Origin of the sequence: Pedobacter sp. Leaf250 (assembly GCF_920984735.1) — a bacterium.
Classification (GTDB): domain Bacteria; phylum Bacteroidota; class Bacteroidia; order Sphingobacteriales; family Sphingobacteriaceae; genus Pedobacter.
Genome location: NZ_CAKLBU010000010.1, coordinates 1 through 13,887, shown reverse-complemented (window position 1 = coordinate 13,887; position 13,887 = coordinate 1). Strand labels below are relative to the sequence as shown.

Here is a 13,887-nt window from a genome sequence, read left to right as displayed (position 1 = left end):
ATATCAGGCAATTTAAATTAATTTATTTTTATTTAAAGTAATTTCAATTCTCATTCGTCTTCACTACAGAAACCCTAAATAAACTATTAATAAATTTCCCTATGATCTCGATTTTTAAAACCAATATTCAAACAGGAGTAGAGCTAAATAAAATCGCTAAACATTTAAATAACTTACTTTCTGGCGCAACCTGGAGTGTTGATTTATTGGATGCTGATAAAATTTTAAGAATAGATTCTAGCGTGGACAAAATTGGCGATGCTGTATCGTTATTAACCAAATTTGGTTATGATTGCGAAAACCTGCAAAATTTTTATGCGCCACCAGTCTGGTAAAGCTAATTAATCAATCACTGTTTTTCTGTATGGTCGAAAAGGCTAAAATCCATAACGGTTTTGCCGGCTTCATTATGGTAATGCATGATTTTAAATTTAGCATTCCATTCTATGTCTTCATCTTGGTAACTCGTTCTGGTATGAATGGTTTGTGCGAAAGTATCATCAAACGCCCTTAAAATAACGAAAATCTCCACCTCAGCAACTTTTAGTTCGCCTAAAGTTTTCTCAAAAATAGGACTGTCCTCATTAATCGGATGCACTAATGTCCAATTTAAAGAAAGAAAACTGATCTTACTGCGTTCCAATTCTAAAGGATAAAAACTTCGTTTGAGTTTGCCATCAACAGTTTCGTTAAATGTCATGAACATTTGCGCTTCTACATCTATTAATGAGTTTTTCCTCAAATTTGCCAGACGGCACATTAAGCCTGTGCGACCTTGATAAGGCGCAATAACCATTTTTTTACTGAAAGTAACTTTAGATGTTGGGCGGCTAAAACGTCCATAAAGTAATCCGGTCGCCAATGCAAATGCTAACAAACCCAACATACTTTCGAAAGCGGCCAGAATACTGGTAATGAAACCTTGTGGCGAAATGTGTCCATAACCTACGGTAGAAATGGTTTGAGCAGAAAAAAAGAAAGCATCAAAAAACTGATCTCTAAGTGTTGTGCCTTTGGCGCCATCTAAATTTTCAATTCCAATCACATTATAAGCTACGGCAAACAGCGTATTTACAATAAGGTAAGTAATCAGGATAACAAGAAAAAACCTTGGCCAACTCATGGTCACCAATCGGGTATAAGTATCATCAAACTTAAACCATGGCAAGCCGGTTCGTTCTATGTTTGGTGTTCCGTCGGTATTTAAAACCCGCTGATTTTTGAGCACCGGAGCGGAACTGAAACCTAAATCATCGTTAAACTGTACTTTTCTCTTAAAAAAAGCCATAAATTATTAGAAAGATTTTGGAATTATAAAAAAGTATATCAATATTTGTTCTGTACAAACATGATAATTAAAAACTTAAATAACAATTGGTGGTGGCATAACGAAATTCGTTAGGCAAATTCTGTTGTTATATATTTTAAAATATTTTATAAACGATGAAAAGGATTGCCCAAAAAGCAATCCTTTTTTTTATTGCACATTTTTAAACAACCCCTTATTAGCATTAGCAAATAATTAACCACAGATGGGAAGGATGAACAGATAAAATTGAAGACAAATCTGTTTGAATCTGTGGTTAAAACAAAAGGAAAATGAAAAAGATATTAAACCATTTATTTGAAAATAAAAGTTTTAGCAGGGAAGAGGCAAAAAATATCCTCATTTCTATTACGCAGGGCGAATTCAATTCATCGCAAATTGCTGCATTTATAACGGCTTATGCCATGCGCAACATCACAGTTGATGAGTTGCAGGGTTTCCGCGATGCGATGTTAGATTTAGGGATTAAAGCAGACTTTTCTGACTTCGAATTAATCGACCTTTGCGGGACAGGCGGAGATGGAAAAGATACATTTAATATCTCTACACTATCTTCATTCGTAGTGGCAGGTGCAGGACATAAAGTGGCCAAACATGGTAATTATGGTGTTTCTTCAGGTTGCGGATCATCTAATGTGATGGAATATCTGGGTTATAATTTTACTAACGATCAGGATGTTTTGAAAAGAAATCTTGATAATGCCGGAATTTGCTTTTTACATGCACCATTATTTAATCCTGCAATGAAAATTGTAGCACCAATACGCAAGGATTTGGGCATTAAAACATTCTTCAATATGTTGGGGCCAATGGTTAATCCATCCCAACCGAAATATCAAATGGTTGGCGTTTTCAGTCTTGAATTGGCTCGTTTATACAATTATTTATATCAGGATACGACCAAAAATTACACTATTGTGCATGCTCTTGAGGGTTACGATGAAATCTCTCTTACCTGTGATGTGAAAACTTTCAATAATAAAGGTGAAAGTATTTTAACTCTAACTGATATGGGTTTTGAAAAGGTTTCCATCAATGATATTAAGGGCGGCGATACGGTAGAATCCTCTGCCAAAATATTTATGGATGTTTTAAATGGAGATGCTACTGATGTTCAAAATAATGTAGTGCTTTGCAATTCTGCATTGGCGATTAAAACCATAAAACCAATGGCAAGTTTTGCAGACTGTTTCTATGAGGCTGAAGAATCATTGACAAACAAAAAAGCTTTAGAAAGCTTTAAAAAGTTAGTTGCATAATGAGAAGTGTAAAATTAAAGGTTTGCGGACTGAAATTCGCTGCAAATATTGCTGCAGTGGCCAGCTTGCAACCTGATTATTTGGGTTTCATATTTTACGAGAAATCGCCAAGACTTATAAGTGATGTTTCTGCAGAATTAATTAAATATATCCCATCAGAAGTTAAAACCGTTGGCGTTTTTGTTGATGAGGATTTGGAAACTGTTAAGAAAAAAGTAAATCTATATCAGTTAAAAGCTGTTCAGTTACATGGAAGTGAGTCGGTGGAATACTGTATAGCATTGAAAAGTACATTTAGCGGTGTTGAAGTCATAAAAGCATTTGGTGTGGATGAGAACTTTGACTTTGCGGTACTAAATAATTATGCTGCCGTTGTTGATTACTTTTTATTTGATACCAAAACAAAGACGCATGGAGGCTCAGGAAGGACTTTTGATTGGAAAATTTTGGAGAGTTATAAATTAAATAAGCCTTACTTTTTAAGCGGTGGAATTGATTTGGAACACGCAACAGCGATAGCTGGGATAGAAGACAAGAGATTATATGCGTTGGATATTAACAGCAGGTTTGAAATTGAGGCTGGAGTTAAGGATGTGGAAAAGATTAGAGAGTTTAAAATAGCAATAAAGTAATCGATTATTCGTCATTTCGACTGTAGCGTAGCGTAATGGAGAAATCTTTGAACAAAGTTTATGTCAATTACAAAGATTTCTCCACTCCGGTCGAAATGACGACTTATAAAACTGAGACAAAGACTATGATTTCAATCATGGAAAACTAAAATCGGTTTCAACCGACGGATTGATAAAAAATATTATGAAATACAAAGTAAACGAAAAGGGATATTACGGAGATTTTGGTGGAGCATATATCCCAGAAATGCTTTATCCAAACGTAGAAGAATTGCGTCAAAACTATTTGAACATTATTGATGATGCCGATTTTCAGAAAGAATTTCATCAGTTACTAAAAGATTATGTTGGTCGCCCATCGCCATTGTATTTGGCTAAAAGATTATCTGAAAGATATGGTGCTAACATTTTCCTTAAAAGGGAAGATTTAAACCATACCGGAGCTCATAAGATCAACAATACCATCGGGCAGATTTTACTTGCTGAAAAGTTAGGCAAAAAAAGAATCATCGCCGAAACGGGGGCAGGGCAGCATGGTGTTGCAACAGCTACCGTTTGTGCTTTGCGTAATCTGGAGTGCGTAATTTACATGGGTGAAGTGGATATAGAACGACAAGCGCCAAACGTTGCCCGCATGAAAATGTTAGGTGCAAAGGTGGTGCCTGCAAGTTCGGGAAGTAAAACTTTAAAAGATGCCACTAATGAGGCGATGCGTGACTGGATTAACAATCCGGTTGATACGCATTATATTATCGGCTCGGTGGTGGGTCCGCATCCTTATCCTGATATGGTAGCGATTTTTCAATCGATTATTTCCGAAGAGACTAAAAAGCAATTAATTGAACAAACCGGTAACGACCAGCCTGATTATGTTTTAGCTTGCGTTGGTGGCGGAAGTAACGCTATGGGCATGTTTTATCATTTTATGGATGATGAAAACGTAAAACTAATAGCTGTCGAAGCTGCTGGCAAAGGCGTTTCAAGCGGATTTTCTGCTGCAACAACTTATCTTGGTAAAGAAGGCGTTTTGCATGGAAGCAGAAGTATTTTAATGCAAACGGAAGACGGACAAGTAGTAGAACCGCATTCGGTTTCTGCGGGGCTGGATTATCCTGGTATAGGTCCTCAACACGCACATTTATTTAAATCCGGTCGTGGTCAATATGTTTCTATAACCGATGAAGAAAGTTTGGATGCGGGCTTGTTACTTACCCAGCTGGAGGGGATTATCCCGGCAATAGAAAGTGCACATGCATTGGCTTATCTGGAGAAAATGGAATTTGAAGGTGGCGAGAATGTGGTGGTTTGCCTTTCTGGTAGAGGCGACAAGGATTTAGATACTTATATAAAATATTTCAAATTATAAAGATAGATCGTTATTGCGAAGCATGAAGCAATCCTAATGTTTTATGATTATAAACCTCGCTATTGTTGTAGGATTGCTTTCCCGAAATCGGGATAAACTGTACCTCGCACTGACGGAAAGATTAAGTTTATGAACAGAATCAAACAACTCTTCCAAGAGAAGAAAAATATATTATCAATTTACTACACTGCTGGTTATCCAAATATCGGCGACACGATACAAATTGCAGAAGCTTTAGAAAAATCTGGTGCTGATATGCTGGAGATTGGTTTCCCATATTCAGATCCTGTTGCAGATGGTCCTGTAATTCAGGCGAGCAGCAAGAAATCGTTAGATCAAGGTATGACCTTGAAACTGCTTTTTGAACAATTGAAAGACCTGCGTAAAAAAGTTACTATTCCAGTTTTACTGATGGGTTATGTGAACCCTGTTTTGCAATTTGGTGTAGAAAATTTCTGTAAAGCCTGTGCTGAGGTTGGCGTAGATGGCTGCATCGTTCCTGATTTGCCTATGGTAGAATATGAAGAATTTTATAAAGGTTGCTTTGAGGAACACAACCTAAGTAATGTGTTCTTAATCACTCCACAAACAGCCGATGAACGTATTCATAAAATTGATGGATTAACTAATGGATTTATATATCTGCTTTCGTCATCAGCAACAACAGGAAAAAACCTTGAGGTTGGTGATACGACAGAAACTTATTTCAGCAGGATTAAAAACATGAATCTTACAAACCCAACAATGATTGGTTTTGGGATTAGTGATAAACAAACTTTTGATAAAGCTTGTTCTTACGCAAACGGTGCCATCATTGGAACTGCTTTTGTTAAAGCAATTGAGGATGGGAATATCGAGGAAAGTGTAAGTGGTTTTATGCAGAAGTTTAAGGGGTAAGCGTATTTCCATTATTGCGATGCACGAGCAATCTATCAGTTGAGATTGCTTCGTGCCTCGCAATGACGAGTAGCGTTATCTCACCCAATCTTCATAAGTCATTTCAAATTTCACTTCGCCTTTATTTACCATTCCTACTTTTTTCCAGCCTTGTAATTCGTAAAACCTTTCTGCTTTTGTATTGGGAGCTGTACCGAGCCAAACGGCTTGTTTTGTTTTACTGAAGTACCAATCCATCGTTAATTGATGTAGTTCTTTTCCGATGCCTTTGTTTTCAAATTCTGGTCGTAGGAAAAGCGCCCAAACGTTGTTTTCTTTCAAATCTACAATAGAAAAACCAACAATTTCTCCCTCGACTTCACAAACCCAGCCTTTACCGCGTTGCGTAATAAACTCTTCGCAGTTCGCATCGGTAACTAATGCCGGGTTGGATAAGGTATTTTCTTTTACAGTGTGTCTTACAATTTGAATTTGAGGGATGTCGGTTGTTTTGGCTTCGCGGTAAATCATTAGCGAATATATTGCTTTGGCTAAGGATTTACGCTAAGGGAGAATGAATGTTTTTTGTCCTGGCCGGACGGGCCTTTTTTTTTGATGTCAAAAAGAAACAAAAAACACCGGCTGAAAATTTTTGTTTTGAAGTTTCTACTTTGGCGTGGATAGTGCATCCCCAAAAATTTGTTAGGCCGGATTTTGGCGAAACGGAGATAGAGTGGTAAGGCTTAGTTGGATGGAAAGACAATTTGGAAAGGCGGATAGGTTGTTAATATTTCGTCTTTTCGACCGAAGCGGAGAACCACGAAGTGCTCAGCGAAGCTAAATCTTTTAAATTAGTAGGTACAGTTTAAAAGATTTCGCAGTTCTGTTACCGATGTAAAATTAATATAAGTTGCGCACCATTATAAATTACGACCATCTTGAAGACAGCCTATATTAAACACCACGCCTGCGGGCACCTCTCTGAAAGAGGGGAATTGTGGAGTGCTTAAAAAACTTTGAGGTGTTAGAGGTGGTTTGTATGTTAATGCACTTACCCAAGTTTTCTAAACCCGACCGCAATGAAAATACTTTTTGTAGCTCTGGTGAAGGAGATTGCTTCGTCGTTCCTCATCGTAGTGACGATAATTGATGTAGTGATATTCCAAAAAGATTGTAATGAAGAGCGGGACTGATGTTTCAAAATGACTACAGGCACTGCTTTCCAAAAAATAAAAAATGTCGGCTTGTCAATGAATTCAGTGAGCTACAAAAAATCTATTATAAAATATTGGAGAATAAATGTGGGTTTAAATACTTTTAACGTTACTTTTCGATTTAACAAAATCTATTTGACAATTCAATGATTGTCAGTTTCTGAAATGGTTCTACATTTGCTTAACGGTGTTAGATTATTTACACTTAATAAATTCCGTGATGGGAAGTAAAGAAAGAATTTTACGACTAAAAGAAGAAACCAGAACCAGTATTCTGGATGCAGCCTTGAACATTGTTCAAACTGAAGGGTGGCAAGCTTTGAGTATGCGTAAAATTGCAGACCAGATTGAATACACCGCACCTATTATTTATGAATATTTCTCCAACAAAGAGGGTATTCTGCTTGAATTAACCAGAAGAGGTTATCAGATTTTGGGTAAAGATATTCGAGAAGCTCGCGACAAACATGAATCTGCTGAAAATAAAATGGAGGCCATGTGGGTTGCGTATTGGAACTTCGCCTTTTCGCATAAAGAATTTTATCAATTGATGTATGGTGTAGACATGGTTTGTTGTACGGTTAAAAACTCCATGCAAGAAGCTGAACAGGTTTCGGCTATGCTGGGAGATGTGATTGAATCGTTATTTACTAAAAAACCAGTTTCTGAAAATGATATCTGCATGAAATATTACACCTACTGGTCGATTATTCATGGCTTAATTTCCATCAATCTGGTGCGCCCTAACGGCAGAACAACAGACGAACTAAACCAACAAATTTTAAAAGATGCCATTAAAGGCATTACATTATCCATTAACAGTTAATTTTTTTTACCCGATAATTTAACACTGTTAGATTATTTATACACTATAAATCCACTATAATTTTAGATCATATGAATGCCATCCATCGTTTGTTTATTTTACTTAACAGTGTTAAACGGTTTAACCAGGTTAAGACAGTATTAATTGTTTCAGTTTTATCCGTTATACTGGTTAGCTGTAAATCAGCTCCAGACCAATCTGCTGCTGCGCCACCGCCACCGGTTTTGCCTGTGAGCCTGGTTAATGAAAGCACAGAAACTACATTTATAGAATATCCGGCAGCAATCCAAGGTGCTGTAGATATTGATGTTCGCCCGCAGGTAAGTGGTTACTTGCAAAGTGTTTTAGTTAACGAGGGTGCTTATGTATCAGCAGGACAAACACTCTTTAAAATCAATGAAAATCCTTTTCGCGAGGCTTTGAATAATGCAAAGGCAAGTTTACATGCTGCCGAAGCCGCAATACTTAACGCTCAATTGGAGGTTGATAAGCTAACACCTTTGGTTCAAAACAAGGTTGTTTCTGAATTTCAACTGAAGACTGCAAAAACTGCTTACAAAATCGCTCAGGCTAATGCAGAGCAGGCAAAAGCAAGTGTTGCATCGGCACAAATTAATCTAGGTTACACGAATGTTAAAGCAACAGTGAGTGGTTATATCGGTCGTATTCCAAAGAAACAGGGAAGTTTGGTTTCGCCGACTGATCAAATCGCATTAACGCAATTATCTGACATCCACGAGGTGCATGTGTATTTCGCTTTGGCAGAAAATGATTTCAACAGTTTTAATGCAAATTATCCAGGTAAAAGTCCTGCGGATAGAATTAAACATCTTCCTGCAGTTGAACTGGTTTTGGCTGATCAATCCATCTATCCGATTAAAGGTAAAATTGATATGATTGATGGTCAGTTCGATAAAAATACCGGTGCCATTACCCTCAGGGCTAGTTTTCCCAATGCCAGCGGAACCTTACGTTCGGGAAATACAGGTAAACTTCGTCTGGGTTTAAAACATGATGATGCGATTTTAATTCCGCAATCGGCAACTGTTGAAATGCAGGATAAAGTTTTCGTTTTCGCATTGAATAAAGGCAACAAGGTGAGTAAAATGCCCATTACAGTTGTAGGTAAAAGCGGAAACAACTACCTGGTTAAAGATGGTGTAAAATCAGGCGATCAAATTGTTTTAAGCGGCTTAGACCGTTTACAGGAAGGACAAGTGATTACGCCGGAGAAAGCCACTGATAAAGCAGCGAATTTAAGAAAGTAGTTAGGGAGTTGAAAGTTGAAAGTCAAAAGTTAAAAGTTCAAATAGTCGGAGGTCCGAAGTCGGAAGTTAGAAGTTAGAAGTTGAAAGTCTAAAGTTAAAAGTCAAAAGTTCAAATAGTCGGAGGTTCGAAGTCGGAAGTTCGAGGTTGAAAGTTCAAAGGCTAGAGCGAAAACGTTAACGCTAAAAACAAAGCTATTCTCAGGTGCCTTAGATCGTAAAATGTTGAAAGACTACAGCTTAAAGTAAAAAAGAGAAAATAAATTAATAGAAATAATGTTTAAGATATTTATACAAAGACCTGTACTGGCTACCGTAATCTCCATTTTATTGGTGATATTGGGTGTACTTGGTCTTACTAAGTTGCCTTTGCAACAGTTTCCAGATATTGCGCCGCCATCGGTTTTGGTAACGGCTGTTTATCCCGGAGCGAATGCCGAAACAGTTTTACGTTCGGTAGCACCATCACTCGAAGAATCGATAAATGGAGTAGAAAACATGACTTACATGAGTTCTACTGCCAGTAATGATGGTTCATTAGCCATTACAGTGTTCTTCAAATTAGGTACAAATGCCGACCAGGCTGCGGTTAACGTTCAAAACCGTGTGGCGCAAGCAACCAGTCAGCTGCCGGCAGAAGTGGTACAGCAAGGGGTAACCACGGCGAAACAACAAAATAGTTTCATCATGGCAATTGGCATGTATACTGATGATGAATCGAAATACGATCAGACTTTTGTAGCCAATTATGCGCAAATCAATATTATTCCTGAAATCAAGCGTATTTCGGGCGTGGGTTCGGCGGCTATTTTTGGTGGTGTAAAAGATTATTCGATGCGTGTGTGGTTAAACCCTACGCAGATGGCTACTTATCAGGTTACGCCAAACGAAATTATGCGGGCCATTCAGGATAAAAGTTTGGAGGCTGCTCCGGGTAAATTCGGAGAGAAAAGCAAAGAAGTTTTTGAATATGTAATTAAATATAAAGGCAAGCTAACCAAACCCGAAGAATATGAAAATATTGCTATACGCTCCAATGCCGACGGTTCAATCTTGCATCTGAAAGATGTTGCAAGAATTGAACTTGGTGCCTATTCTTATAACAGTATTACCCGTATCAACGGTAAGAAAGCCATTGTAATTGGTATTATTCAGTTGGCAGGTTCCAATTCGAATGATATCCAGGTGGCGATTAATAAGCTAATGGAAAAGCAAGAGAAGACTTTCCCGGCGGGCATTAAAAAGAATATTTTCTACAGTACAAAAGTTTCTTTAGACCAATCGATTGAACAAGTTGAGCATACATTGGTTGAAGCTTTTATTCTGGTTTTCATCGTGGTGTTCTTGTTCCTGCAGGATTTCAGGTCGACATTAATTCCGGCGATTGCCGTTCCGGTAGCTATTTTGGGTACATTTTTCTTTATGCAGTTGTTTGGATTCTCGATCAACTTACTAACCTTATTTGCTTTAATTCTGGCGATTGGTATTGTGGTGGATGATGCAATTGTGGTGGTTGAGGCGGTGCATGCCAAGATGGAGCACAAACATTTAGGTCCGAAAGCAGCTACCCACGAGGCGATGCATGAAATTACCGGTGCGATTATTTCCATCACCCTGGTTATGGCGGCGGTGTTTTTACCCGTTGGATTTATGGAGGGCTCGACAGGGGTTTTCTATCGTCAGTTTGCCTTTACCATGGCCATTGCGATTGTAATTTCAGCGGTTAATGCTTTGACTTTGAGTCCGGCACTTGCAGCGTTGTTTTTAAAAGATAATCATTCCAATTCTCATGGAAAACCAGAGGAGAAACCAAACTTTAAGCAACGCTTCTTCAATGGATTTAACCATAGTTTCAACTCCTTAACTAACCGCTATGTTGGCGGATTAAAATTTTTGGTACGCCATAAATGGTTGAGCATGGCTGGTTTGGTATTAATTACTTTGGCCACTGTTTTCATGGTAAAAACTACTCCAGCAGGCTTTATCCCAACGGAAGATCAAGGTTTTATCGCCATTGCGGTAAACACGCCATCGGGAACATCGCTGGATGGAACACAAAAAGTAATGACCGAAGCTGAAACTTTATTAAGTAAACTTGATGCCTCGAGAGATGTAACTGCGATATCGGGTTTCAACTTATTGACGAATTCTACCAGTCCATCTTCAGCTGTGGTTTTTGTTTTACTTAAGCCGAATGAAGAACGCGGTGCCGTGAAAAACATTGAGGAAATTATGAATCAGGTGCGTGGAAAATTAGGTGCCATTTCTGGCGGTAGTTTCTTCGTGTTTAGTTTTCCAACGGTACCGGGATTTAGTAATGTGGAAGCTTTGGATATGGTGTTGCAGGATAAAACAGGTGGTAAGCTGGATAAATTCAGCGGTATTTCTCAACAATTTATCGGCGAGCTGATGAAACGTCCGGAAATTGCCGTGGCCTTTACCAGTTTCAAAGCAGATTATCCGCAGTTACAATTGGATATCAATGATGAAAAAGCTGACCAATTGGGTGTGAATGTGAAAGACATTCTGCAAACGATGCAGACTTATTTTGGTAGTGCACAGGCTTCAGATTTCAATCGTTTTGGTAAATATTACCGTGTGGTTGTTCAGGCTGATGTGCAGGATAGGGCAGACCCGTCATCCATCGACCGTGTTTTTGTAAAAAGCAACCGTGGCGAAATGGTTCCATTGAATACTTTGGTGAAGTTAAGCCGCATTTATGGTTCAGAAACGGCATCCAGATATAATTTGTTCAATTCCATTTCCATCAATGCGATTCCTAAACCCGGCTTTAGTTCAGGCCAGGCGATTAAAGCAATTGAAGAAGTGGCAGAAAAACAATTGCCTGCAGGTTACAGCTATGAATTTTCGGGTCAAACCCGTGAAGAAATTTCTTCGGGTGGCCAATCTACTGTAATCTTCCTGTTGTGTTTGGTGTTCATTTACTTCCTGTTATCGGCACAATATGAAAGTTATATCCTGCCACTGGCAGTTATTTTATCCATCCCTGCGGGAATATTTGGTGTATTCGTTGCCATCGGTTTAACAGGAATTCAGAATAATATTTATGTTCAGGTAGCCCTGATTATGCTTATCGGTTTGTTAGCTAAAAATGCCATCCTAATTGTGGAGTTTGCGGTACAGCGACGACGAGCAGGTGAACCTTTGGTTTCATCGGCTTTGGAAGCTTCGAAATCGAGGTTGCGTCCGATTATCATGACATCCCTGGCTTTCATTGTAGGTTTAATTCCGATGATGGGCGCTACAGGTCCATCGGCTCAAGGTAACCATTCGATTAGTATTGGTGCTGCAGGAGGAATGGTTTCTGGAGTAATTCTGGGCTTATTTATCATTCCGGTACTGTTTGTCATCTTCCAGGCACTACAAGAAAAGTTCTCTAAAAATTCACATGAGGTTTCTTCTCATCACGAGGAAAAGCTTATCAATCAAGAAATATATGAAACGGTTTAATATTATTGCCATCCTGCTTCTTGCCTTAATCTGGAGCGGATGTTCGGTTTCGAAAGATTTATCCTTGCCAAATGTTGCGCCAGGATTATTTAGAAATGCCATACAAAAAGATTCTTCGAGCATAGGCGATTTGCCTTTGAAGAATTTTATCAACGACCTTACGGTTCAGCATTTAATTGACACTGCATTGCTTAAAAATTACGACATGCAAATTGCATTGAAAAATATTGATGCTGCGGAGGTTTTATTTAAACAATCGAAACTGGGTTATTTACCTGAATTGAAGTTGCAGGTTGCGGCCAGTTCTAGTCGCCCTTCTGACAATAGTTTAAATGGTTTGAGCCTGAACCAGTTTACAGGCTCCACGCATATTGAAGATTACAGTGCTAACCTTGGTGTGTTTTGGGAAGCCGATATCTGGGGTAAAATACGCAATCAGAAAGCTGGCGCTTTAGCCAGTTTTTTGCAAACAGAAGAAGCCCGCAAGGCAGTTCAAACCCGGTTGGTGGCAAACGTTGCGCAAGGTTATTATAATCTTTTGATGTTAGATGCTCAACTGGAAATTGCTAAGAAAAACCTAAAGCTTAATGATAGTACATTGAGGATTATCCATTTACAGTTTGATGCCGGTCAGGTTACTTCGCTAGCCATTCAGCAGGCAGAAGCACAGCAGCTAAATGCGGCACAACTGATTCCTCGACTGGAGCAAAATGTAACCCTGCAGGAAAATGCTTTAAGTGTTTTAATCGGTACATTGCCTCAATCGATCAATCGCACCAGCCGTTTGGATAAAATGGCTATACCGCAAGATTTGAATGCAGGTTTTCCATCCGCTTTGCTCAGCCGCAGGCCAGATATTAAATCTGCAGAACTGGCTTTAAATGTAGCAAATGCTAAAGTTGGTGTGGCGAAAGCCAGTTTGTATCCTTCTCTGATTATTACGGCTAGTGGCGGTGTAAATTCGTTCAAGGCCAGCAATTGGTTCAGTATGCCAGCCTCTTTATTTGGTTTGGTTTCGGGTGGAATTACCCAACCGATCTTTCAAAGAGGACAGCTGAAATCTAATTTGGAGTTGGCAAAAATTGATAGAGAGAAAACAGTTATTCAATTCCGTCAATCGGTAATTAATGCTGTAGGCGAGGTTTCCGATGAGTTAACTAAAGTTGAGAAGCTGAAAACGCAATACAGCATTGCAGAAAAGAGGGCGCAAACTTTGCAGCAGGCTTCGAAAAATGCAAGTTTATTATTTAAGAGCGGCATGGCAAATTATTTAGAGGTGATTACTGCTCAGGGGAATTTATTGCAAAGCGAACTGGAGTTAACTGCAATTAAAACCGAGCAACTGAATGCAGTGGTTGGTTTATACAGGAGTTTAGGAGGGGGCTGGAATTAGTATGATTATCCGCTATGCGGGCAATTTCCCGATGGAAGGATGATGAAAACCTCAGCTCAATATTTTCCGAATTCAATGAAAGTTGCTCTCTTAGATTAGGTTTTAAACATGTAAGATTCTGTGTTGATTTGCAAATGAAATATTAATTTTCATACTTTTGTTATTCTAAGGCAGTCCAGAACTAGCCTGTATAGCGTACTTATGCAATTTGTGTCTGTACGCTATTCTCTTTTAGTAAATACTGGTTGTCATAGGCTG

Annotated in this window: 11 protein-coding genes; 9 read left to right on the top strand and 2 right to left on the bottom strand. The window is 38.7% G+C overall.

Translation table 11 applies throughout. The features are described 5' to 3' along the window. Positions 1-101: 101 nt before the first annotated feature. Positions 102-335, top strand: a complete 234-nt coding sequence (locus LUA91_RS10640; protein WP_231426027.1) for a hypothetical protein — start codon at positions 102-104, stop codon at positions 333-335. Positions 336-349: 14 nt separating this feature from the next. On the opposite strand, the gene LUA91_RS10635 is transcribed toward LUA91_RS10640, so the two are convergent. Then, on the bottom strand, positions 350-1,288 hold the full coding sequence (locus tag LUA91_RS10635) for an ion channel (RefSeq protein ID WP_231426026.1): 939 nt from the start codon (positions 1,286-1,288) through the stop codon (positions 350-352). Between the two features lie 311 nt (positions 1,289-1,599). Between LUA91_RS10635 and trpD the strand changes: the two genes are divergently transcribed. From trpD to trpA, 4 genes are all read left to right on the top strand, one after another. Next, positions 1,600-2,586, top strand: a complete 987-nt coding sequence (gene trpD / locus LUA91_RS10630) for an anthranilate phosphoribosyltransferase (RefSeq protein ID WP_231426025.1) — start codon at positions 1,600-1,602, stop codon at positions 2,584-2,586. Beyond that, positions 2,586-3,218 carry a phosphoribosylanthranilate isomerase gene (locus tag LUA91_RS10625; RefSeq protein WP_231426024.1) on the top strand — a complete coding sequence of 211 codons (633 nt, stop codon included), beginning with the start codon at positions 2,586-2,588 and terminating at the stop codon, positions 3,216-3,218. Before trpD ends, LUA91_RS10625 begins: the two co-directional genes overlap by 1 nt. Positions 3,219-3,402: 184 nt before the next feature. Beyond that, a complete protein-coding gene (gene trpB / locus LUA91_RS10620) occupies positions 3,403-4,584 on the top strand; it encodes a tryptophan synthase subunit beta (RefSeq protein WP_231426023.1) in 1,182 nt (393 codons plus the stop codon). Positions 4,585-4,713: 129 nt separating this feature from the next. After that, positions 4,714-5,481, top strand: coding sequence for a tryptophan synthase subunit alpha (trpA, locus tag LUA91_RS10615; RefSeq protein WP_231426022.1), 768 nt, complete (start codon positions 4,714-4,716; stop codon positions 5,479-5,481). Between the two features lie 75 nt (positions 5,482-5,556). Here trpA and LUA91_RS10610 read toward each other — a convergent pair whose 3' ends face one another. Then, a complete protein-coding gene (locus LUA91_RS10610) occupies positions 5,557-5,991 on the bottom strand; it encodes a GNAT family N-acetyltransferase (RefSeq protein ID WP_231426021.1) in 435 nt (144 codons plus the stop codon). A 903-nt stretch (positions 5,992-6,894) separates the two neighbouring features. Between LUA91_RS10610 and LUA91_RS10605 the strand changes: the two genes are divergently transcribed. From LUA91_RS10605 to LUA91_RS10590, 4 genes are all read left to right on the top strand, one after another. Further along, the gene (locus LUA91_RS10605; protein WP_231426020.1) at positions 6,895-7,500 is read left to right on the top strand and encodes a TetR/AcrR family transcriptional regulator; all 606 of its coding nucleotides are present in this window, start codon (positions 6,895-6,897) and stop codon (positions 7,498-7,500) included. A gap of 71 nt (positions 7,501-7,571) precedes the next feature. Further along, on the top strand, positions 7,572-8,768 hold the full coding sequence (locus LUA91_RS10600; RefSeq protein ID WP_231426019.1) for an efflux RND transporter periplasmic adaptor subunit: 1,197 nt from the start codon (positions 7,572-7,574) through the stop codon (positions 8,766-8,768). Positions 8,769-9,041: 273 nt separating this feature from the next. Further along, entirely contained in the window at positions 9,042-12,236 is a 3,195-nt protein-coding gene (locus tag LUA91_RS10595; protein ID WP_231426018.1) for an efflux RND transporter permease subunit, read from the top strand. Beyond that, the gene (locus LUA91_RS10590) at positions 12,223-13,629 is read left to right on the top strand and encodes a TolC family protein (protein ID WP_231426017.1); all 1,407 of its coding nucleotides are present in this window, start codon (positions 12,223-12,225) and stop codon (positions 13,627-13,629) included. The genes LUA91_RS10595 and LUA91_RS10590 overlap by 14 nt, the downstream gene beginning before the upstream one ends. Positions 13,630-13,887 lie beyond the last annotated feature (258 nt).

Bases quoted from the DNA above. Each gene is read 5' to 3' on its own strand.
- LUA91_RS10625 (WP_231426024.1), top strand. From the start codon at position 2,586: ATGAGAAGTGTAAAATTAAAGGTTTGCGGACTGAAATTCGCTGCAAAT.
- trpA (WP_231426022.1), top strand. From the start codon at position 4,714: ATGAACAGAATCAAACAACTCTTCCAAGAGAAGAAAAATATATTATCA.
- LUA91_RS10640 (WP_231426027.1), top strand. From the start codon at position 102: ATGATCTCGATTTTTAAAACCAATATTCAAACAGGAGTAGAGCTAAAT.
- LUA91_RS10600 (WP_231426019.1), top strand. From the start codon at position 7,572: ATGAATGCCATCCATCGTTTGTTTATTTTACTTAACAGTGTTAAACGG.
- trpB (WP_231426023.1), top strand. From the start codon at position 3,403: ATGAAATACAAAGTAAACGAAAAGGGATATTACGGAGATTTTGGTGGA.
- LUA91_RS10590 (WP_231426017.1), top strand. From the start codon at position 12,223: ATGAAACGGTTTAATATTATTGCCATCCTGCTTCTTGCCTTAATCTGG.
- LUA91_RS10595 (WP_231426018.1), top strand. From the start codon at position 9,042: ATGTTTAAGATATTTATACAAAGACCTGTACTGGCTACCGTAATCTCC.
- LUA91_RS10610 (WP_231426021.1), bottom strand. From the start codon at position 5,991: ATGATTTACCGCGAAGCCAAAACAACCGACATCCCTCAAATTCAAATT.
- trpD (WP_231426025.1), top strand. From the start codon at position 1,600: ATGAAAAAGATATTAAACCATTTATTTGAAAATAAAAGTTTTAGCAGG.
- LUA91_RS10635 (WP_231426026.1), bottom strand. From the start codon at position 1,288: ATGGCTTTTTTTAAGAGAAAAGTACAGTTTAACGATGATTTAGGTTTC.
- LUA91_RS10605 (WP_231426020.1), top strand. From the start codon at position 6,895: ATGGGAAGTAAAGAAAGAATTTTACGACTAAAAGAAGAAACCAGAACC.